Origin of the sequence: uncultured Sphingomonas sp., assembly GCF_913778135.1 — a bacterium.
GTDB lineage: Bacteria > Pseudomonadota > Alphaproteobacteria > Sphingomonadales > Sphingomonadaceae > Sphingomonas.
This window is the reverse complement of the sequence record NZ_CAJYVU010000012.1, coordinates 37,402-58,162: the sequence shown is the minus strand read 5'-3', so window position 1 is coordinate 58,162 and position 20,761 is coordinate 37,402. Positions and strand designations below refer to the sequence as shown.

Below are 20,761 nucleotides of genomic sequence, written 5' to 3'. Positions count from 1 at the left end.
TGATCCGCTTCGGCTCGGCGCCGTCGTAGGAATGGATGGCGATCTGGTCGAGCCCGTCCTCTCGGCCCTCGACGATGAAGAAGTCGGCGAAACACTCGACCCCGGTCATGTAGAAATGCGGCGACGGTGCGATCAGCTCCGACCATTCGCCCGGCGCCGAGATCGGCGCGGTGACGAGCCGCCACATCGGGTCGGTGTCGTTGGTGTGGATGAACAAGGTATCGCCGTGCATGTCGACATCGTACTCGCGCCCTGACTGACGTGGCGCGACGAGGATCGGCTCGGCGAAGGGATTATCGGCGGGCAGCAGGCGCACCTCGCTTGTCACGTGGTCGCCGGTGCCGATAACGATCCAGCGCCGGTCGCTCGTCTCGCCGACCGCGACGCGGTAGCCCTCATCATCCTCGTGGAACAGCTCGACGTCCTTGGCCGGATCGTCGCCGATGCGGTGGAAGCGCGCGTTGTCGGTGCGCCATTCCTTGTTGGCGAGACCGTAGAGAAAGCCGCTGTCGTCGGCGATCCACACGATGTTGGACAGCATCCCCTCGATCACGTCGGGTAGCAGTTCGCCGGTGGAAAGGTCCTTCACGCGAACCGTGAAGCGTTCCGACCCATTGTCGTCGACCGCATAGGCAAGCTTCGTCGCGTCGTTCGAGATCGAGAAGCCACCGAGCCGGAAATATTCCTTGCCCTCGGCCAGCGCGGGTTCGTCGAGGATCAGCTCGTCGGCCGAACCGTCGGCGGGCGCGTCGACCGGCCGACGCCACCACTTGCGATACTGGCCCCCGGTCTCGAACGCGGCCCAGTAGAGATAGTCGCCGTCCTTCTGCGGGACCGACGACTCGTCCTCCTTGATGCGCGCCTTCATCTCTTCGTAGAGCCGGTCGACGAGCGGCCGGTGCGGCGCCATCTGCGCCTCGAAATAGGCGTTCTCCGCCTCGAGGTAGGCGAGTACGTCGGGGTCGTTGACCTCGGGGTAGCTCGAGTCCTTCAGCCACGCCCAGGGATCGCTGATCGTGATGCCGTGGGTGGTGAATTCGTGCGGGCGCGTCGGGGCGACGGGCGGAGTAGGCGCGGCGGCGGCGTCGGTGTGATCGGTCATGCGCGCGTCCTAACGTGCGAGGTGCGATTTAGTCACGCCGATTGCGTGGGCGGGTGGCGCGAGCGTGGACAATCGCGCGTTGAGCACCTAACGCGCTGCCGCGCCGCCTCATGCGGCATCGGTACCGCGCCTCTTTCGGGTTTCCGGCGGCTGTGCCCATTCCATTGAGCCCGTGAGTGGAGAAAACCCGATGGCGTGGGTCATTCTGGGCGTGGCGGTCGTGACCGAGATCATCTGGGCACTGAGCCTGAAGTGGGCGGCAGTGCAGGGCAGTTGGGCCGCATCTGCGGTGCCGGTGACCTTGAGCTTCGTCAACATGGGGCTGCTCGCAATGGCGATGCGCGGGCTGCCGGCGGGCACTGCCTATGCGGTATGGACCGGACTCGGCGCGGTCGGCGTCACGATCTTCGGCGTGATCCTGTTCGGCGAAAGACTCAACACCGCGCAGATCGGCTTTATCGCACTGATCATCATCGGGGTCGTGGGGACGAAGTTCTTCGCCACCGCTTGAGCGCGCGCGCCGGCGTGCGCATGTGACGCAGCGCATGATCGTCGCACGCTTCGCGCCGTCACCGACCGGGCGCCTCCATCTCGGCCACGCTTATTCCGCGATCCGCGCGCATGATCTGGCGCGCGGCGGCGGGGGGCAGTTCCTGCTCCGGATCGAGGATATCGACGGCACGCGCAGCCGCGCAGAGCATGTCGAGACGATCACGGCCGACCTCGCGTGGCTCGGGCTGGCGTGGGACGGTCCGGTCGTGTTCCAGTCGGCACGGCTGGCGCTGTACCAGGCGGCACTCAATCGCCTGCGCAAAGATGGGCTGCTCTACCCCTGCTTCTGCACCCGCGCGGAGATCGCCGAGGCGATGAGCGCCCCGCATGGACCCGCCAGCGTCTATCCTGGCACGTGCCGCGGCGCGTATGCGACGGCGCGGATGGACGAGCCGCATTGCTGGCGGCTCGACATGGTGGCGGCGGTCGCGCGTATCGGTGCACTCGACTGGACCGATCGGGGCGAGACGATCGTGGCGGTGCCCGAGCAGCAGGGCGACGTGGTGCTAGCGCGCAAGGATGCGCCGGCGAGCTACCATCTGGCGGTCACGGTCGACGACGCGGCGCAAGGAATCACCGACGTGGTGCGCGGGCGCGACCTGTTCGAGGCGACGCACATCCATCGGCTGCTCCAGGCGCTGCTCGACCTGCCGACCCCGCGCTATCACCACCACGAGTTGCTGACCGGTCCGGACGGCGAGCGGCTGGCGAAGCGGCACGGTGCTCCGACACTGGCGGCACTGAGAGAAAGCGGCGTCGACGGCGTTCCGCTGGCGGACGATTTGCGCCGCGGGCAGCTTCCAAACGGCGCGTTTCATACCTAGGTTGAAGTCATGAACACCTTTCTCGTCATCCTGCTCGTCGCGGCGATGCTCGCCACGGTGGTTGCGCTCGTCCGCGGCATCATCTCCTTTCTTCAGGAGCAGTCGGCGCAGGTACGCGGTGGCGGCGACGGGCCGACTGCGGGGCAGCTCAAGTCGAACCGCATGATGCAGCAGCGCATCATGTTCCAGGCGGCCGCGATCCTCGTCTGCGTACTGCTGCTCGCCGCCGCCGGACGTAGCTGAGCGCACCGTAGGGGTGGTCAAGCTCAACCGCATCTACACGCGAACGGGTGATCAGGGCACGACCGGGCTGGTGGACGGCAGCCGCGTGTCGAAGGCAGATGCGCGCATGGTCGCGATCGGCGACGTTGACGAGGCAAACAGCGCGATCGGGGTCGCGATCGCGAGCCTGACCGACAGCGATCTGCGAGCTCGGCTGACGCGGGTGCAGAACGACCTGTTCGACTTGGGCGCCGATCTGGCGACGCCGGGCGATGATTTTACGCCCGGTGAGATGACGCTGCGCATCGTGCCAGCGCAGGTCGAGCGGCTGGAGCGCGAGATCGACGCGATGAACGCCGACATACCGCCGCTGACCAGCTTCGTGCTGCCGGGCGGGGCGGCGGCGTCGCTGCATTTGGCGCGCGCGATCGTGCGGCGAGCCGAGCGTGCGGCGGTTGCAATCGGCGACGCGGCGAACCCGCAGGCCTTGGCCTATCTCAACCGCTTATCCGATTTCCTGTTCGTCGCGTGCCGCGCGGTGAACTTATCGGCGGGTGGGGACGTTCTGTGGGTAGCCGGGGAAAATCGCTAACATAGACTAATCTGGTTGGCGGCGGGGAGATGATGATGGAACCGCAGCGCCAGACCGCTGGATCGCACAATGAATTGGCACGCCGTTTCGCCCGCGTCCGCGCGTTGAGCGAGGCGCTGGTTGCGCCGCTCTCCGACGCCGACGCGACGGTGCAGTCGATGGACGATGCCAGCCCGGCGAAATGGCATCTGGCGCACACGACGTGGTTCTTCGAGACGTTCGTGCTGCGCGATCACGTCGCCGGCTACCGATTGCACGACGCGCGCTTTCCGTTCCTGTTCAACAGTTACTACGAAGCCGAAGGACGCCGGCACGCGCGCGGGCGGCGCGGCATGGTAACGCGGCCAACACTGGACGAGGTGCTGGCCTACCGTGCGGCAGTGAACGACGCGCTACTGGCGGCGATCGATGATCTGCCGGACGCCGCGATCGAGCTGGTCACGCTCGGTTGCCACCATGAGGAGCAGCATCAGGAACTGCTCGTCACCGATCTGCTCCACCTGATGAGCGAGAACCCGCTCGAACCCGCCGTCTGGCCCGCCGCGCCCAAGGTGCCGGTCGCGATGCCGGGCGCGATCGGCTGGATCGAGAGCGATGAACGCGTGGTCGAGATTGGCCACGACGGCGGGGGGTTCGCATTCGACTGCGAGGGGCCACGCCATCGCGCGCTGGTGCCCGCGCACGCGATCGCCGACCGAACGGTCACAAACGGCGAGTGGCAGCGCTTCATCGCCGACGGCGGCTACTGCGACGCGCGGCTGTGGCTGTCCGACGGCTGGGGCTGGGTGCAGCGCGAAGGCGTCGTCGCGCCGCTCTACTGGGAAGAGCGTGAAGGCGTGTGGACGCGCTTCGGATTGGACGGGCGTCGTGCGCTCGATCCCGCCGCACCCGTGACGCACGTCAGTTTTTATGAGGCGGATGCCTACGCCACCTGGGCGGGCGCGCGGTTGCCGACCGAGTTCGAGTGGGAGGCGGCGGCGCAAGGGTATGACGCGCACGCCGGCAACCAGATGGACGCCGCCGGCCCGGTCGAGCCCCGCCCGGCGGCGGACGGCCCGGCCTTTTTCGGCGACGTGTGGGAATGGACCGGCAGCGCATACCGTCCCTATCCCGGTTTCCGCGCGGTCGAAGGTGCGGTCGGCGAATATAACGGCAAGTTCATGAACGGGCAGTTCGTGCTGCGCGGCGGCAGTTGCGCCACCCCGCGCAACCACGCGCGCGCGTGCTATCGCAATTTCTTCTACCCCCATCAGCGCTGGCAGTTCACCGGCGTACGGCTGGCCAAGGACCTGTAAGATGCTGAAACCCGAAATCGAGGACGGTCAGGCGAGCCTCGCCGACCCGCAGTTCCGCGCCGACGTGCTGGCGGGCCTCGCACGCCGTCCGCGCGCGATCCCCGCGCGCTGGTTCTACGACCATCGCGGGTCGGAGCTGTTCGAAGACATCACCGACCTGCCCGAATACTACCCGACCCGCACCGAGGTCGCGCTGCTGGAAAGCCTCTGCCCCGAGTTGCACCAGCTGACCGGCGAGGGCCGCGCGGTGGTGGAGTTCGGCTCCGGATCGTCGACCAAGACGCCGACGCTGCTCAAATGCGTCAAGCCGTCGGCCTATGTCCCGATCGATATTTCGGGCGACTTCCTGCGCGAGAGTTCGCGCACCTTGTCGGCGGCGTTCCCCGACCTGCTGGTGCTGCCGTTCGAGGCCGATTTCACCCGCACGCTGACTTTGCCGCACACGATCAAGGACGCGCCAAAGCTCGGCTTCTTTCCGGGCTCCACGATCGGCAACCTGATCCCGCTCGCCGCGGTCGACTTGTTGCGTGCGATGCGCGGGTCGCTGGGCGAGGGCGCGATGCTGCTGATCGGGATGGACCGGATCAAGGACGAGAGCGTCCTCGTCCCCGCCTATGACGATGCGCAGGGCGTGACCGCGGCGTTCAACCTCAACCTGCTCGAGCGGATCAACCGCGAACTGGCGGGCACGATCCCCGTTGACGCATTCCGCCACCGCGCGATCTGGAACGACGATCGCGCGCGGATCGAGATGCATCTGGAAGCAGTGCGCGACGTGTCGTTCACGGTCGAAGGCCGCGCGTTCGAGATCGCGGCGGGCGAGACGATCCATACCGAGAACAGTCACAAATACGGCCCGCGCGACGCGCGCATCATGCTGCGCAGCGGCGGCTGGACGCCGATCCGCGAATGGACCGACGACGAGGGCAAGTTCGCGGTCATCCTGGCCGAGGCGCAGGCGGAGCGGCCCGCGCCCTGAGCGCAGCCGAAGGTGAAGCGGCCTGTAAACGGCGTCAGCGCCGCTCGACGCGCGCGGTCCAGGTGCGGATGAACTCGGGATTGCCGCGACACTCGCTCATCTCCGCCTGCTCGGTCAGGCGGAGGCGGGTGCCGTCCCAGACGAAGGCTTGCGACACGCCGCAGTCGCCCAACCCGCGACCCTTGGCGTAGCTGGTGAGCATGCCGTTCTCGACGCGCCCGTTGACGACGCTCGGCACCGGCGTTTCGGGATCGGCGCCGGTCGCCTCGAACCCCGCGGGCGCGTCGGTCTGCGCCAGGGTGACGCGGTTGCCGCGGATGACGAACAACGCGCCGTTGACGTTGTAAGCGCCCGCCGAGCACGGCAGCACCGCCAGCGACACGCCACCGCCCACCGCGGAGACGACCGGGCTCCAGTCAACATCGGGGCTAGGCGGCGCCTCGCAGCGCGCGGTGCGCTTCATCGCGGCGACCTGCGCCCTGGACAGACGCGCTGGCGTGCCGGTGAGCGCGGGCGCGCGGATGATCGGTACGGCGGGCGCGGGCGGAACCGTGGCGGCGGCGTTGCGGCCCTTCGCCACGGCGGCGGTGACCGTATCGACGCGGTGCTGGACCGCATCGACGTAGCGGAGCGCGGCCGAGATGCCGGCGAGCGACACGGTGCCGAGCGGCTTGCCCGCCCGCCCGACGAGCACGAGCCTGCGTGCGCCGGTGAGCGCCGCGACGATCCGCGCTGCGTTCGCCCCGGCCAGCCCGCTGCCTGCCACTACGAACCGTTGTGCGCCGACGCGCAGTGCGGTCGGCGCGGCACCGTCGCCCGTGTTGCCGATCGCGATCTCGTAGCCGCCCGCCGGTCCGGCCGCGCGCGTGATCGCGACCGTGTAGCCGGACCCCGACACCCGCTCCGGCGCGAGTGAGGCGAGCGTGCAGCGATGCGTATTGTCGCATCCTGCTGCCCAATCGCTGAACGTCTTGAGTGCGCCGGGTCGCGCCTGTCCGATGGCAGGCGAGGCGGCGAACAGCATGGCGGCGGTAACGATCAGGCGCATGCCAAACCGATAGCGCGGTGGCGCGGCGGCGGCAAAGCGGGCTAGAGCGCGCGGGCACATGAGGATGAGGAACGAGCGAATGCAATCAGTGGGCGTGATCGGTGCGGGGCAGATGGGTGCCGGCATCGCGCAGGTGTCGGCGGCGGCGGGCTACCGCGTGATCCTAAGCGACGTCGACCAGGCGCGCGCTGAGGCGGGCAAGGCGGGCATCGCCAAGCGGCTGGCACGCGATGTCGAGAAGGGCAAGATCGACGCGGAGGCGCGCGACAGCCTGCTTGGGCGGATCGAGGCCGTCGGCGACGTGGGTGCGATGGCCGATTGCGCGCTGGTGATCGAGGCGGCGACCGAGCGGGAGGCGATCAAGCGGCAGATTTTTGAGCGCGTCGGCAAGGTGCTGGGCAGCGACGCGGTGCTCGCGTCCAACACCTCGTCGATCCCGATCACGCGGCTGGCGCAGGCCGCACCCGATCCGGCGCGCTTCATCGGCGTGCACTTCTTCAATCCGGTGCCCGTCATGGGCCTGATCGAGATCATCCGCGGGCTCGCGACCAGCGATGAGACGGTGGCGACGATCGAAAACTACGCGCAGCAGCTCGGCAAGCAGGTGGTGCGCGCCAACGACGCGCCGGGCTTCATCGTCAACCGCGTGCTGATGCCGATGCTCAATGAAGCGTGCTTCGCGCTGGGAGAGGGCGTGGCGACGGTCCCCGACATCGATCTCGCCTGCCAGTTGGGGCTCAACCATCCGATGGGTCCGCTGACGCTCGCCGACTTCATCGGGCTCGACACCTGCCTGGAGATCACGCGCGTGCTGTTCGAGGGCACGGGCGATCCAAAGTTCCGCCCCGCGCCGCTGCTCATCAAATACGTCGAGGCGGGCTGGTACGGTCGCAAGAGCGGGCGCGGCTTCTACGATTACTCGGGTGAAACGCCGGTCCCGACGCGCTGATCGAAAACGCGGGCAGGGTCAGCGCCGCGCGATCCTGCCCGCAAGATCATGGTAGAAGGCCGCCACGCCGGCGAGTTCGCGTCCGTCGGGTCTCATCCGCTCGCCGACGCCGTAGCGACGTAGGCGTGTCGAGCCGGATGCGCACCAGCCCGCCGACATCCACGCGACCTCCGGCCGGTCGGCGCGTCGCACTAGCCCGTGACAATGCCATAGGCACGCGCGCGAGCGGCCGAGTGCGCGCAGCCGGTCGGCGTCCGTCGTCACACCCGGCATCCGCAAGGTGGTGAGCGTCGGCGCCGGCGTTGTCGCGCTCAGCAGGCGTTCGACACGGTTGGCGGCGTTATGCTCGCGCGGCTGCCCGATGCGGGTCGGCGCGACTTCATTGAGCACGCCTTTGAGAAAAGTATCGAGTTCGCGCAGGCAGTTGGCGACATAGCGTGCACGTACGCCTGCCGCATCGCCTCGAGGCCACGGGTGCGAGAGGCTGCCTTCGGTTGCGACAGCGCTCAAACACTGGGTGGCGCGCAGGAGCAATGCCACCGCGCGGTCGAGTTCGACTTGCGGGGTAGGCGCGGGCTGGTCGTGTAGGAACTTGGAATGTTGCCGCAGCGCCAGTGCGAGCCCGGTCACTCCGCCGAGACGATCGGGCCGGCTTCGGACGCGAGCGCTCCGGTCGCGGGCGCGTCGCTCTCGGTCCGTGCGATCGGCTGGCGGTCGGCACGCAGCTTGTCGGTTCGCTCGGCCCGGACGGCCATTGCGTCCCATGAAGCGGCGGCACGCTCGCAGCGTTCGCGCACGTTGCTGAGTGTCGCGTCCGCGGCGGCATCGCGTTGCGTGCTGGCTTGGCGGCGGAAAAAGGCGGCGTCGTTGGACATGGGCTCGAACTCCGTAGATCGGGCACGACGCGAACCTATCACGTCACGGCGCCGACCAGAAACGACGGTGACGGTCGGCCGACCGCCACCACGGCGTGCCTTATTCCGCGTGGCTGAGGTTCACCGCCGCCATCTTGCCGCGACGATCCTGCTCTAGCTCGTAGCCGACACGCTGGTTCTGGTTGAGCGTCGTCATGCCCGAACGCTCGACCGCGGAGATGTGCACGAACGCGTCATCGCCGCCGCCATCGGGCGCGATGAAGCCGTAACCCTTGTCGAGGTTGAAGAATTTGACGGTGCCGGTGATGCTCATGTTCTTCCCTTATCGAAGGCGCGCCGACAGACGGACGCGCACGCCGCTCAAGGCTGCAGGGAAGGAAGGAAGAAAGGTCGCAGAGCGCCGAAAAACCGTCGATGTGCGACTATAGCGGTACCAATGTGGGCGCGAACGTGGGGCAGCGCAAGGTTTAATGGTGTGAGCGGTAGGGAGTGGGCGACGGCGTAGCCGCCGCCTGGACGTCGGATGGGTTCGGCTTTGCCGACCCGCCTGCCGATCCCGGCCTTGCGCGGACGGGCCGCGCAAGGCCGCCGTCGCTTTGCCGACGCGGCTAGGCTGGGATTGACGCGGCTAGTCCGGGATTTGCTGGCTGATGCAGTGGAAACTTCCGCCCCCGGTCAGGATCGCGTCGGCGCGCAGGCCCACCACGTGGCGGTCGGGGAACAGCGCCTGCACCGCGGCGACGCCCGCCTGATCGTGCTCGGTACCGTAGAGCGGCACTACCACGGCGGCGTTGCCGATGTAGAAGTTCATGTAGCTCGCCGGGATCACCTCCTCGTCGCGCAGCACGCGGCCGGGGGAGGGGACGTGGACGACCTCCAGCCCGGCGGCGCGCGCGCGCGCCGCGGCGTCCTGGTAGACGCGCCAATTGGGGTCGTTCTCCGCCGCCTGCGGCAGCGCCAGCCGGTTCTCGCCGACGAAGCGGGCGAGGTTGTCGACGTGCCCGTCGGTATGATCGTTCAGCAGCCCGTCGCCCAGCCAGACCACGCGTGAGTAGCCCAGATCGTCGCGCAGTCGCCGCTCGATCTCGTCGCGCGACAGCGACGGGTTGCGATTGGGATTGAGCAGGCATTGCTCGGTCGTGACAACGGTCCCAGTCCCGTCGCCGTCAATCGCGCCGCCCTCCAGCACCCAGTCGTGCGCCTCCGCCTCAAGGCCACGGGTGGCGGCGAGACGCTCACCGACATCGTCGTCGCCGGGCAGGTCATACTTCCCGCCCCAGCCGTTGAACCGGAAGTCGTGCGCCACACCTGCGCCGTCTAAAATCGCGGCCGTATCGCGCAGCCAGATGTCGCCGAAGGGCTCGACCACTACCTCGGCGAACGGCGCCAGCGCGCGCGCGGCGTCGGCTGCCTCGTCGTCGGCGGCGACCAGGATCACCGTCTCGCCCGCGCCGTCGGCGTAGACCGCGGCGGCGAAGGCCGCGACCTCGTCGCGCGCCTGATCGAGGTCGTCCTGCCACAGCTCGGGATGGCTCGGAAAGCCGATCCACACCGCGGCGTGCGGCGCCCATTCGGCCGGCGGCGTGCGCGTCATCACTTGACGGCTCCGGCGCGCGAGCGATCGCGCGCGGCGCGGAACTCGACGGTCTTGTACCAATTGGGCCAGGCGCTGCCGTCCGCCAGCTCGCGGCCGAGCTGATAGTAGATCGTCAGATCCTGCACCGCGCCGTCCCAATTCCAGTCAGCGCGATATTCGTCCTGCGGCTTGTGATAGCGATTGGCGGTGTAATCCTCCGCCGCGGCCTTGCCTGCCGCGACCCCGCCGTTGACCAGATCCTCGCCGCTGCCGCCCGCCAGCATCGGCACGCCGAGCTTCGCGAACGAGAAATGGTCGGAGCGGAAGTAATGCCCCTTCTCCGGCGTCGCCTCGGGCGTTATCCGGCGTCCTTGAGCGGCGAGCAGTGGCTTGACCATGTCCTCCAGCTCGCTCTTGCCCGCACCCGTGATCTCGAAATCGCGCACCGCGCCGTTGACGTTCAGCACGTCCATGTTGATGCCCGCGACCGTACGCGCCAGCGGGAACACCGGGTGCTGCGCGTAATAAGCGCTGCCGAGCAGCCCCGATTCCTCCGCGGTCACCGCCAGGAATGCGACCGAGCGGCGCGTCGGCGGCGCCTTGGCGAACGTTTCGGCGAGTGCGATCAGCCCGGCGGTGCCCGACGCATTGTCGACCGCGCCGTTGCAGATGTCGTCGCCGTTGACCGGCTCGCAGCGGCCCAGATGATCCCAGTGCGCCGAGTAGAGCACGTAATCGCCCGGCGCACCGCCCTGTGCTGCGGACTTGCCTGGCAGCACGCCGATGACGTTGTGCGACAGCGATTTCTTGATCTTGTTCTCGAACCCGACCGACATGGTGACGCCCAGCGGCACGGCACGAAACCCCTTGGTCGCCGCGGCGCGCGACAATGCGGTGAAGTCCTTGCCCGCGCTGGCGAACAGCGCCTTTGCCTGCGCCAGCTGCATCCAGCCGATCGCTTGGCTCTGGTCCATGTGGTTGTTGGCGGCGTCGAGCTCGTATTGTTCGCCGGTCCACGACGATTGCACGACCGCCCAAGGGTAGGCGGCGGGTTCGGTATCGTGGACGATGATCGCGGCAGTGGCGCCCTGCCGCGCGGCCTCCTCGAACTTGTAGGTCCAGCGACCGTAATAGGTCATCTCGCGCCCGTTGAAGACGCCCTTCGTCTCGGGCGTCGACCAGTCGGGGTCGTTCGACAGGATGACGACCGTCTTCCCCTTCACGTCCAGCCCGGCGTAATCGTTCCAGCCCTTTTCGGGCGCGTTGACGCCGTAACCGACGAATACGACGGGCGAGTTCGCGATGCTGACCTGTGGGACCACGCGGTAGGTGCCGACCACCATGTCGCTCTTGTAGGCGAGCGACAGCGGGGTCGTGCCGCCCGAGAACACCATCGGGCGCACGCTGCTAGCGGTGCTGGCGACCATCGGCACGTCCTGCGTCCACTTGCCCGCGTTGCCGGGCTTCAACCCCGCCGCCTTCATCCGCTTGACCAGATAGTCGATCGTCTTGGTCTCACCCGCCGTGGTCGGTGCGCGACCTTCATAGGCGTCGGACGACAGTTCCTTGGTCACGTCCTTGAGCGTCTGGACGGGGATCGCGGGCGCGGGGGTCGTCGTTTGAGCAAGTGCTGCGGGCGACACGAGCGCGGAGGCGAGAAGGGTGGCGGTCAGGCGGGTAGCGATCAGGCGCATGGAAACTCCATCTGTTACCCCGGCATCTGCCAGCCACGACAAGCGTCCGCAAGCAGCACAGACCACCGTCGCGCAAACCTACCGGTCACACCCATTTGCCGCCGCGCACGCCGAAGCCCGCGCCGCTATGCTCCCCGTCGTCGTCGCGCGCCCGGCCGGCGAGCACGTTCTCCAACTCGTCCAGCGTGTGCGGCACGTCGAGGTGCTGCGCGCCGAGGAACAGCCGCGTGCCGCCGTCCGGCTGCGGAACGGCATGGGTTAGTTTGTCGATGTCAACCAGCGCGCGGCCGTCCGGCAAGATGTCGATTTGCACGAAACGCATCATGTGTTCTCCGCGATTGATGGACGCTGGAAGCTCGGCCGCCATACCCCGATCGAGCCCGTCACATCACTCAACCAACATAGGGCAGGGATGTTGCAACATATGTCCGGTTATGTCAGTGTCGTTACCAGCGATACTATCCTTCCTTTCGGAGATTAGTCCTTGTCGAAGAAGCACTTTTTCCTCGCGGCCACCGCCGCGGCATCGGTCGCGATCGGCGCGCCCGCGCTCAGCCGGGTCGAGCAGGCAGCGCCGGCGTCTGCACAGGCACCCGCGACCGACGCCGGGGCGACCAGCTACGGTCCGTGGGGCTTCGACACCGCGGGCATGGACCGCAGCATCCGGCCGGGCGACGACTGGTTCAACTTCGTCAACGGCACCTGGGCGAAGAACACGCAAATCCCGGCCGACCGCTCGTCCTACGGCGCCTTCGCGGTGCTGCGTGACCTGTCGGAGCAGCGGCTGCGCACGCTGCTGCAGGGCTATAGCGCCAGCGACACCGCGCATCCCGACCGGATGAAGGCGGCGATCCTCTACAACGGGTTCATGGATCAGGCCGCGGCGGAGAAGCTCGACGCCGCGCCGCTGACGCAGCGTCTCGCCGCGATCAAGGCGGTGCAGAACAAGGATCAGATGGCGGCGACGATGGGCCGCGCGATTGGCGGTTTCGGATCGAGCTTCTTCGGTCCCGGCGTGTCTGACGACGCGAAGAAGCCCGACACCTACGCGCTCTACCTGCGCCAGTCCGGGCTGGGTCTGGGCGACCGCGACCTGTACCTCGACGCGAAGTTCCAGCCGCAGGTCGCGCGCTACCGCCAGTATGTCGCGCAAATGCTCGGCATGGCGGGCTGGCCCAATGCGGAAAAGGCCGCGAACGACGTCGTCGCGATGGAAACCCGGCTCGCGCAGGCGCACTGGACCCGCGCGCAGAGCCGTGATCGCGACAAGACCTATAACCTGACCACGCTGGCGGAGCTGAAGGCGCAGGCGCCGGGCTTCGCGTGGGATTCATTCTGGCAGGGTGCAGGCCTTGGCAAGGCAGAGCGCGCGATCGTAGCGCAGAACACCGCCTTCCCGAACATCGCCAAGGTTTATGCCGACACCGATCTCGACACGTTGAAGGCGTGGGAGGCGTTTCGTACCGCCGATCAGATCGCGCCGCTCCTGTCCAAGCGCTTCGTCGACGCGCAGTTCGATTTCCGCTCCAAGTTCCTGAACGGCCAGCCGCAGCAGCGCGAGCGCTGGAAGCGCGCGGTGGCGTTCGCGGAGAACGGCGTCGGCGAAGGCATCGGGCGCGACTACGTACAGCTGTACTTCCCGCCTGAGTCGAAGGCGAAGATGGACACTTTGGTCGCCAATCTGCGCGTCGCGCTCGCGGGTCGTATTCAGAACCTCAATTGGATGAGCCCCGCGACCAAGGCGCAGGCGCAGGACAAGCTCAAGAACTTCACGGTCAAGGTCGGCTACCCGAGCAAGTGGCGCGACTACTCGGGCCTGCGGATCGTTCCGGGCGACCTCGTCGGCAATGCCGAGCGCGCGTCGCGGTTCGAGTGGGATTACGATCGCAACCGCATGAACATGCCGGTCGACCGCGCCGAGTGGGGCATGACGCCGCAAACGGTCAACGCCTACTACAGCCCGGTCAAGAACGAGATCGTATTCCCGGCCGCGATCCTGCAACCGCCGTTCTTCGATCCCAAGGCCGACGATGCGATCAATTACGGCGGAATCGGCGGCGTGATCGGGCACGAGATCACGCACGGTTTCGACGATCAGGGGCGCAAGTCCGACGGCCACGGCGTGCTGCGCGATTGGTGGACGCCCGAGGATGCGAAGAAGTTCGAGGCGCAGGCCGACCGCTACGGTGCGCAGTACGAGGCCTACGACTTCCCCGGCCTGCCGGGCATCCACATCAACGGTAAGGCATCGATGGGCGAGAATATCGCCGATCTGGGCGGCGTACTGATCTCGCTCGACGCGTATCACAACTCGTTGAAGGGCAAGCCGGCGCGCGTGATCGACGGCTATACCGGCGACCAGCGCTTTTTCCTCGGCTGGGGCCAGGTGTGGCGCACGCTGTTCCGCAACGAGGCGCTGCGCCAGCAGCTCGTCAGCGATCCGCACTCGCCGGGGCAGATCCGCGCGGTCAACCCGCTGCGCAACGTCGACGCTTGGTACGCCGCGTGGAAGATCACGCCGGACGAGAAGCAGTATATCGCGCCCGCCGACCGCGTGCGTATCTGGTAAGCTGACCGGCCGGGACGCCGCGCGCGTCCCGGCTGCTTTCCGGCGCGCGGTTGCGGATCGTGGCCGTTCGGGGTTGTCATGGCGTCGTCACGATGCGACTGACCGCACCGGGTGTCGCGCGTTCGCGCACGGCAGGTTTGTCAGCGCTGGTCGGGCCGCCAGCGCTCGAATCCCTGCGCCCGGAGCATCGGCTTGCCCGACCACGATCCCGTTTCCTCGTCCGAGGCCGAGACCTCTCCCATCGTCACCGCGGCGAAGCTGGCGGTCCGCCTGAAGCCCAAATCGGCATTGCGCGCGTTCCTGCGCAGCGAGGCATCGGGCGGGCTGGTGTTGATGGCAGCCGCCGCGGCGGCGATGATCGTCGCCAACAGCCCGCTCGGCGACGGTTACGCACGCATTCTAGAAAGCCATGTCGGTCCGTTGTCGGTGCGGCACTGGGTCGACGACGCGCTGATGGCGCTGTTCTTCCTGCTCGTCGGGCTCGAGATCAAGCGCGAACTGGTCGACGGGCATTTGTCGAGCTGGTCCGACCGCGCGCTGCCCTCGATCGCGGCGATCAGCGGCATGGCAGTGCCCGCCGGCGTATATCTCGCGATTGCGGGCGGCACGCCCGGCCTTGCACGCGGTTGGGCGATCCCGTCCGCCACCGACATCGCCTTCGCGATCGGCGTCATGGCGCTGCTGGGCAAGCGCGTGCCGACTTCGCTCAAACTATTCCTGACGACGGTCGCGATCGTCGACGACATGGGTGCGGTCGCGGTGATCGCGCTTGCCTACACCAACGAGATCAGCGGACTGGCGCTGCTAGCGGCGGCTGGGCTCGCGGGCGTCATGTTCGTGCTCAATCGGCTAGGGGTGGTGCGTCTGCTGCCGTACATGGTGCTGGGCGTGCTGCTGTGGGTGGCGGTGTGGATGTCGGGCATCCACGCGACGATCGCGGGCGTGGTCACCGCGGCGTTGATCCCGATCCGGCGCTCGCCGGGCGCGCCGGATGCGGCGGGATCGCCGCTCCACCGGCTGGAGCACGCGCTGCAGTCGTGGGTCGCCTACCTGATCGTGCCGGTGTTCGGTTTCGCCAACGCCGGCGTGTCGCTGGCGGGGTTCAGCCCAGCTACGCTGCTCGATCCGCTGCCGCTCGGCATCGCGGCGGGGCTGGTCGTAGGCAAGCAGGTGGGTGTGTTCGGTGCGGTCTGGGGCGCGCAGCGGCTCGGCTGGGCGCAGCGACCGCGCGGGGCCAGCTGGGGACAGGTCTACGGCACCGCATTGCTCTGCGGGATAGGCTTCACGATGAGCCTGTTCATCGGCGGGCTCGCCTTCGCCGACCCGCTGCTCGAACGCGAGGTGAAGCTCGGCGTGCTCGCCGGATCGGTGCTGTCGGCTCTGATCGGGTCCGCCGTGCTGTTCCTGAGCGCACCGGCGGCGCGGCGCCGCTGATCCGACGAAGTCGGCCCGTGCGAGCGGCGCGGGCGGGGGCATGAGAATACGTCTTCTATATGCCAGCACTATGCGATTTGCCCGAATCGCTCTCGAATTCAAACGACGGCTGCGCCTAATCGAGCATCCCTGAAAGCGACGTCGCGGGACGGTCGCTCCTCAAGGGGTGCAAGAATGAAGGTCCATTTCGCCGCCGCCGTCGCGGTCGCCGTGCTGGCACTGCCGGCCGCCGCGCAGGCGCAGTCGCAACCGGCGTCGACGCCCAATGACAAGGCGGTCGCGGTCGCGGAAACCGCGCCGCCGCCCGCGCTGACCGTCAGCGGGTCGGTCGGGATCGCGTCCGACTACCGCTTTCGCGGCGTGTCGCAGTCGGACGAGCAGCTGGCAGTGCAGGGCGGCATCACCGTTGCGCACGAAAGCGGGCTGTACGTCGGCACCTGGGCGTCGAACCTTGCGGGCTGGGGCACGTTCGGCGGCGCCAACATGGAGCTCGACCTGATCGGCGGCTACAAGGCGAAGCTAGCCGACAATGCGACGCTCGACGTTGGCCTTACCTGGTACATGTATCCAGGCGGCGCGGACAAGACCGACTTCGCCGAACCCTATGCAAAGCTGACCGGTACTGCCGGCCCGGCCACGCTGACGGCAGGCGTCGCCTATGCGCCGAAACAGCAGGCGATCGGCAAATGGTACAATACCGGCGCCGATGCGGCGGCGGGCGTCTACAATCGCCCGGGCGCGAAGGACGATAACCTCTACCTGTGGGGTGACGGCGTGGCCGCGGTGCCGGGGACACCGTTCACCGCCAAGGCGCATGTCGGGCACAGCTGGGGACAGGACGGACTGGGGCCGAACGCGACCGCGGTGTCGCCGACCGGCGCCTACTGGGATTGGTCGCTCGGCGCCGATGCCACGTACAAGAACCTGACCTTCAACGTCAGCTACGTCGACACCGACATCTCGAACCGCGACGCGGCCTATCTGCGCCCGAGTTTCAGCAAGGGGCAGGACGGCACCGGCAACATCGCCGGCAGCACCGTGGTCGTCTCGCTGACCGCGGCCTTCTGAGCATCGGAGGATAGCAATGCAGGACCTGCTCTGGATCGGCATTTTGGTCGGGTTGGTGGCGCTGACGCTCGCCTTCGCCCGCCTGTGCGACAATGCGTGAGGGACGGCTGACATGACGCTTGATCTCTGGCTGGCGGCGCTGACCGCGATCGGCCTTCTCGTCTATCTCGTGGCGGTCCTGATCCGCCCCGAACGCTTCTGAAAGGAGCGGTTCCATGACTCTTCAGGGCTGGTTCCTGATCCTGCTGTTCGTCGGCATCCTGCTGGCGCTCACCAAGCCGGTCGGCTTGTGGCTCCACGCGCTCTACGAAGGGCGGCGCACCCCGCTCCATGTCGTGCTCGGCCCCGTCGAGCGCGGCTTCTACAAACTGTCGGGCATCGATCCTGCGCAAGAGCAGGGCTGGCGCCGCTATGCGGTCCACATGCTGTTGTTCAACGTGGCGCTGCTTGTGCTCACCTACGCCGTACTGCGCTTGCAGGGCGTCCTGCCGGGCAATCCGCAGGGGCTGGCAGGCCTGTCGCCCGACCTCGCCTTCAACACCGCGGTCAGCTTTACCACCAACACCAACTGGCAGAGCTACGGCGGTGAGGCGACGATGTCGAACCTCAGTCAGATGCTGGGGCTGACGATCCACAATTTCCTGTCGGCCGCGACCGGCATCGCGCTCGCCTTCGCGCTGTTCCGCGGCTTCGCGCGCCGCGAGGCCAAGGCGATCGGCAACTTCTGGGCCGACGTGACCCGGATCACGCTCTACCTGCTGCTGCCGCTCTGCGTCATCTACACCGTGTTCCTGATTGCCAGCGGCGTGCCGCAGACGATGGCCGGTGTCGTCGACGTGCAGACGCTGGAGGGCGCGCGCCAGTCGATCCTGCTCGGGCCGGTGGCCAGCCAGGAAGCGATCAAGATGCTCGGCACCAACGGAGGCGGCTTCTTCAACGCCAATTCCGCGCACCCGTTCGAGAACCCGACCGCGCTGACCAACCTCGTGCAGATGCTGTCAATCTTCGTTATCGGCTTCGGTCTGACGTGGACCTTCGGCAAGGCCGTCGGCAACACGCGCCAGGGCTGGGCGATCCTGTCGGCGATGGTGATCCTGTTCCTCGCGGGCGTCACCGTCACTTACTGGCAGGAGGCCGCGGGCAACCCGGTCCTGCACCAGCTCGGCGTCGCGGGCGGCAACATGGAGGGTAAGGAGGTCCGCTTCGGCATCGCCGCCAGCGCGCTCTTCTCGGTCGTCACGACTGCGGCGTCGTGCGGCGCGGTCAACGGCATGCTCGACAGCTTCACCCCGCTCGGCGGCATGATACCCTTGTTCAACATGCAGCTGGGCGAGGTCGTGATCGGCGGCGTCGGCGCTGGCATCTACGGCTTCCTGCTGTTCGCGATCCTCGCGGTGTTCGTCGCCGGGCTGATGGTCGGCCGCACGCCCGAATATGTCGGCAAGAAGATCGAGAGTCGCGAGGTGAAGCTCGCCGTGCTGGCGATCGCGGTGCTGCCGCTCGTCATCCTCGGCCTGACCTCGCTGTCGTCGGTGTTGCAGCAGGGGCTGGCGGGGCCGCTCAACAAGGGACCGCACGGCTTCTCGGAGATCCTCTACGCCTTCACCAGCGCGGTCGGGAACAACGGCTCGGCCTTCGCGGGTCTGACCGCCAACACGCCCTACTATAACGGGCTGCTCGGCATCGCGATGTGGTTCGGCCGCTTCTTCGTCATCGTGCCGATGCTGGCGATCGCTGGCAGCCTGGCGGCGAAGAAATACACGCCGGAAAGCGCGGGCTCGTTCCCGACCACCGGCGGCCTCTGGGTCGGCCTGCTCGTCGGGATCATCCTGATCCTGGGCGGTCTCACCTTCCTGCCGAGCCTCGCGCTCGGTCCCATCGCCGATCATCTCAGCATGATCCGCGGCCAGCTGTTCTGATCGAGGGCCATCATGGCAAAAGCCCAAACCCAAAAGTCTTCGGCCAAAAGCCTGTTCACCGCCGACCTGGTTGTGCCGGCGATCAAGGCGTCGTTCCTGAAGCTCAACCCACGCGAACTCGTCCGCAATCCGGTCATGTTCGTGACCGCGGCGGTCGCTGCGCTGATGACGGTCCTGCTCGTCGTCGGTCACGACAATTTGACCGTTGCCTTCAAGGCGCAGCTGGCGGTCTGGCTGTGGCTGACTGTCTTATTCGGCACCTTTGCCGAGGCACTGGCCGAGGGTCGCGGCAAGGCGCAGGCCGCCAGCCTGCGCGCCACCAAGGCCGAACTCGTCGCCAAGCGGCTGAAAGGCGACGGACGTCAGTTTGACAATGTTCCCGCGAGCCAGCTGAAGGTCGGCGACGTGGTGCTGGTCGAGACGAACGACCTGATCCCGTCGGACGGCGAAGTCGTCTCGGGCGTCGCCAGCGTCAACGAGGCCGCGATCACCGGTGAGAGCGCACCGGTGATCCGCGAGGCAGGCGGCGACCGATCGGCCGTCACCGCGGGCACGCGCGTCATCTCCGACGAAATCCGCGTCAAGGTGACCGTCGAGCCGGGCAAGGGCTTCCTCGATCGCATGATTGCGCTCGTTGAGGGCGCCGAGCGGCAGAAGACGCCCAACGAGGTCGCGCTGACGATTCTGCTCGTGGGTCTCACCATCATCTTCCTGATCGCGGTCGGCACCATTCCGGGCTTCGCGAGCTATGCCGGCGGCAGCATTCCGGTCGCGATCCTCGCCGCGCTGCTCATCACCCTTATTCCGACGACGATCGCGGCACTGCTGTCGGCGATCGGGATCGCGGGCATGGACCGGCTCGTCCGCTTCAACGTTTTGGCAAAATCGGGTCGCGCGGTGGAGGCGGCGGGCGATGTCGACGTGCTGCTGCTCGACAAGACCGGCACGATCACGATCGGCGACCGTCAGGCAAGCGAGTTCCGCTCGGTCGGCGGCACCAGCGACGCCGAGCTGGCTGAGGCGGCATTGCTCGCCAGTCTCGCCGACGAAACGCCCGAGGGCCGCTCGATCGTCGTGCTCGCGCGCGACCGCTTCAACCTCCAGCGTCCGATGCCAGACGGGGCGGAGGTGATCCCGTTCACCGCGCAGACGCGCGTCTCGGGCGTGCGCTTCGGCGATACCTTGATCCAGAAGGGTGCGGTCGACTCGATCCTGCGCGCCAATGAAGGGTCGGGCTCGACCGCGGCCGCGACCGAACTGCGCCGCATCACCGACGAGATCGCGCGCGCCGGCGGCACCCCGCTCGCGGTCGCGAAGGACGGTCGCCTGCTCGGCGCGATCTTCCTGAAAGACGTGGTCAAGGCAGGCATCCGCGAACGCTTCGGCGAGCTGCGCACGATGGGCATCCGCACCGTGATGATCACCGGCGACAACCCGCTGACCGCCGCCGCGATCGCCGCCGAGGCAGGCGTCGACGACTTTCTCGCGCAGGCGACGCCCGAGGACAAGCTGGCGCTGATCCGCAAGGAACAGCAGGGCGGCAAGCTGGTCGCAATGTGCGGCGACGGCACCAACGACGCGCCCGCGCTCGCGCAGGCCGATGTCGGTGTCGCGATGAACACCGGCACGCAGGCCGCACGCGAGGCCGGCAACATGGTCGATCTCGACAGCGACCCGACCAAGCTGATCGAGGTTGTGGGGCTGGGCAAGCAGCTGCTGATGACGCGCGGCGCGCTCACCACCTTCTCGGTCGCGAACGACGTGGCGAAATATTTCGCGATCATCCCGGCGATGTTCGTCGCGCTCTACCCCGGCTTGGGCGTGCTCAACGTCATGGGGCTCGCGACGCCTGAGTCGGCGATCCTGAGTGCGATCATCTTCAATGCGATCATCATCCCGCTGCTGGTGCCGCTGGCGCTCAAGGGAGTCGCGTACAAACCGATGGCGGCGGGCCCGCTCTTGGCGCGCAATCTCGCCGTCTACGGGCTCGGCGGGCTGCTCGCGCCGTTCGTCGGCATCAAGTTGATCGACCTCGTGGTCGGCGGCCTCGGTCTAGCGTAAGG

20 protein-coding genes and 1 pseudogene are annotated in these 20,761 nt (G+C 67.6%); 13 read left to right on the top strand and 8 right to left on the bottom strand.

Going from position 1 to position 20,761, the window contains the following annotated elements:
* Positions 1 to 1,102: pseudogene (locus QZ847_RS01130) on the bottom strand (S9 family peptidase); the annotation flags it as partial.
* A 190-nt stretch (positions 1,103 to 1,292) separates the two neighbouring features.
* Here QZ847_RS01130 and QZ847_RS01125 point away from each other — a divergent pair.
* Genes QZ847_RS01125 through egtD form a run of 6 tightly spaced genes read left to right on the top strand, consistent with a single transcriptional unit; the run spans position 1,293 to position 5,566 of the window.
* On the top strand, positions 1,293 to 1,613 hold the full coding sequence (locus QZ847_RS01125; RefSeq protein WP_294352307.1) for a multidrug efflux SMR transporter: 321 nt from the start codon (positions 1,293 to 1,295) through the stop codon (positions 1,611 to 1,613).
* Between the two features lie 34 nt (positions 1,614 to 1,647).
* Complete coding sequence (gene gluQRS / locus QZ847_RS01120) at positions 1,648 to 2,478, top strand: tRNA glutamyl-Q(34) synthetase GluQRS (RefSeq protein WP_294352318.1); 831 nt, start codon at positions 1,648 to 1,650, stop codon at positions 2,476 to 2,478.
* Between the two features lie 9 nt (positions 2,479 to 2,487).
* Positions 2,488 to 2,721 carry a twin transmembrane helix small protein gene (locus tag QZ847_RS01115; protein WP_093004054.1) on the top strand — a complete coding sequence of 78 codons (234 nt, stop codon included), beginning with the start codon at positions 2,488 to 2,490 and terminating at the stop codon, positions 2,719 to 2,721.
* A 13-nt stretch (positions 2,722 to 2,734) separates the two neighbouring features.
* Positions 2,735 to 3,292 carry a cob(I)yrinic acid a,c-diamide adenosyltransferase gene (locus QZ847_RS01110; RefSeq protein WP_294352305.1) on the top strand — a complete coding sequence of 186 codons (558 nt, stop codon included), beginning with the start codon at positions 2,735 to 2,737 and terminating at the stop codon, positions 3,290 to 3,292.
* 35 nt (positions 3,293 to 3,327) lie between these two features.
* A complete protein-coding gene (egtB, locus tag QZ847_RS01105; protein WP_294352303.1) occupies positions 3,328 to 4,587 on the top strand; it encodes an ergothioneine biosynthesis protein EgtB in 1,260 nt (419 codons plus the stop codon).
* 1 nt (position 4,588) lies between these two features.
* Positions 4,589 to 5,566 carry an L-histidine N(alpha)-methyltransferase gene (gene egtD / locus QZ847_RS01100; protein ID WP_294352301.1) on the top strand — a complete coding sequence of 326 codons (978 nt, stop codon included), beginning with the start codon at positions 4,589 to 4,591 and terminating at the stop codon, positions 5,564 to 5,566.
* Between the two features lie 34 nt (positions 5,567 to 5,600).
* On the opposite strand, the gene QZ847_RS01095 is transcribed toward egtD, so the two are convergent.
* Positions 5,601 to 6,614, bottom strand: coding sequence for a DUF1176 domain-containing protein (locus QZ847_RS01095; protein WP_294352300.1), 1,014 nt, complete (start codon positions 6,612 to 6,614; stop codon positions 5,601 to 5,603).
* Positions 6,615 to 6,693: 79 nt separating this feature from the next.
* On the opposite strand from QZ847_RS01095, the gene QZ847_RS01090 reads away from it, so the two are divergent.
* Positions 6,694 to 7,563 carry a 3-hydroxybutyryl-CoA dehydrogenase gene (locus QZ847_RS01090; protein WP_294352297.1) on the top strand — a complete coding sequence of 290 codons (870 nt, stop codon included), beginning with the start codon at positions 6,694 to 6,696 and terminating at the stop codon, positions 7,561 to 7,563.
* 18 nt (positions 7,564 to 7,581) lie between these two features.
* Here QZ847_RS01090 and QZ847_RS01085 read toward each other — a convergent pair whose 3' ends face one another.
* From QZ847_RS01085 to QZ847_RS01060, 6 genes are all read right to left on the bottom strand, one after another.
* A complete protein-coding gene (locus QZ847_RS01085) occupies positions 7,582 to 8,193 on the bottom strand; it encodes a hypothetical protein (RefSeq protein WP_294352295.1) in 612 nt (203 codons plus the stop codon).
* Positions 8,190 to 8,438 carry a hypothetical protein gene (locus QZ847_RS01080; RefSeq protein WP_294352293.1) on the bottom strand — a complete coding sequence of 83 codons (249 nt, stop codon included), beginning with the start codon at positions 8,436 to 8,438 and terminating at the stop codon, positions 8,190 to 8,192. Before QZ847_RS01080 ends, QZ847_RS01085 begins: the two co-directional genes overlap by 4 nt.
* Positions 8,439 to 8,538: 100 nt before the next feature.
* The gene (locus QZ847_RS01075; RefSeq protein ID WP_093004040.1) at positions 8,539 to 8,751 is read right to left on the bottom strand and encodes a cold-shock protein; all 213 of its coding nucleotides are present in this window, start codon (positions 8,749 to 8,751) and stop codon (positions 8,539 to 8,541) included.
* A 315-nt stretch (positions 8,752 to 9,066) separates the two neighbouring features.
* Entirely contained in the window at positions 9,067 to 10,032 is a 966-nt protein-coding gene (locus QZ847_RS01070) for an agmatine deiminase family protein (protein ID WP_294352291.1), read from the bottom strand.
* On the bottom strand, positions 10,032 to 11,708 hold the full coding sequence (locus tag QZ847_RS01065) for a M28 family metallopeptidase (RefSeq protein ID WP_294352290.1): 1,677 nt from the start codon (positions 11,706 to 11,708) through the stop codon (positions 10,032 to 10,034). Before QZ847_RS01065 ends, QZ847_RS01070 begins: the two co-directional genes overlap by 1 nt.
* A gap of 85 nt (positions 11,709 to 11,793) precedes the next feature.
* Positions 11,794 to 12,075, bottom strand: coding sequence for a hypothetical protein (locus QZ847_RS01060; RefSeq protein ID WP_294352288.1), 282 nt, complete (start codon positions 12,073 to 12,075; stop codon positions 11,794 to 11,796).
* A 117-nt stretch (positions 12,076 to 12,192) separates the two neighbouring features.
* Here QZ847_RS01060 and QZ847_RS01055 point away from each other — a divergent pair, with 117 nt between their 5' ends.
* The 6 genes from QZ847_RS01055 to kdpB all read left to right on the top strand — a co-directional run bounded on the left by QZ847_RS01055 (position 12,193) and on the right by kdpB (position 20,759).
* Positions 12,193 to 14,277, top strand: coding sequence for a M13-type metalloendopeptidase (locus tag QZ847_RS01055; protein WP_294352286.1), 2,085 nt, complete (start codon positions 12,193 to 12,195; stop codon positions 14,275 to 14,277).
* A 258-nt stretch (positions 14,278 to 14,535) separates the two neighbouring features.
* On the top strand, positions 14,536 to 15,711 hold the full coding sequence (gene nhaA / locus QZ847_RS01050; protein WP_294352316.1) for a Na+/H+ antiporter NhaA: 1,176 nt from the start codon (positions 14,536 to 14,538) through the stop codon (positions 15,709 to 15,711).
* A 174-nt stretch (positions 15,712 to 15,885) separates the two neighbouring features.
* On the top strand, positions 15,886 to 16,779 hold the full coding sequence (locus QZ847_RS01045) for a TorF family putative porin (RefSeq protein ID WP_294352284.1): 894 nt from the start codon (positions 15,886 to 15,888) through the stop codon (positions 16,777 to 16,779).
* A 112-nt stretch (positions 16,780 to 16,891) separates the two neighbouring features.
* Positions 16,892 to 16,981, top strand: coding sequence for a K(+)-transporting ATPase subunit F (gene kdpF / locus QZ847_RS01040; RefSeq protein ID WP_019517694.1), 90 nt, complete (start codon positions 16,892 to 16,894; stop codon positions 16,979 to 16,981).
* A 13-nt stretch (positions 16,982 to 16,994) separates the two neighbouring features.
* Positions 16,995 to 18,698: a potassium-transporting ATPase subunit KdpA gene (gene kdpA, locus QZ847_RS01035; RefSeq protein ID WP_294352283.1), complete on the top strand. Its 1,704-nt coding sequence runs from the start codon at positions 16,995 to 16,997 to the stop codon at positions 18,696 to 18,698.
* Positions 18,699 to 18,710: 12 nt separating this feature from the next.
* A complete protein-coding gene (gene kdpB, locus QZ847_RS01030; protein WP_294352281.1) occupies positions 18,711 to 20,759 on the top strand; it encodes a potassium-transporting ATPase subunit KdpB in 2,049 nt (682 codons plus the stop codon).
* Positions 20,760 to 20,761: the final 2 nt, after the last annotated feature.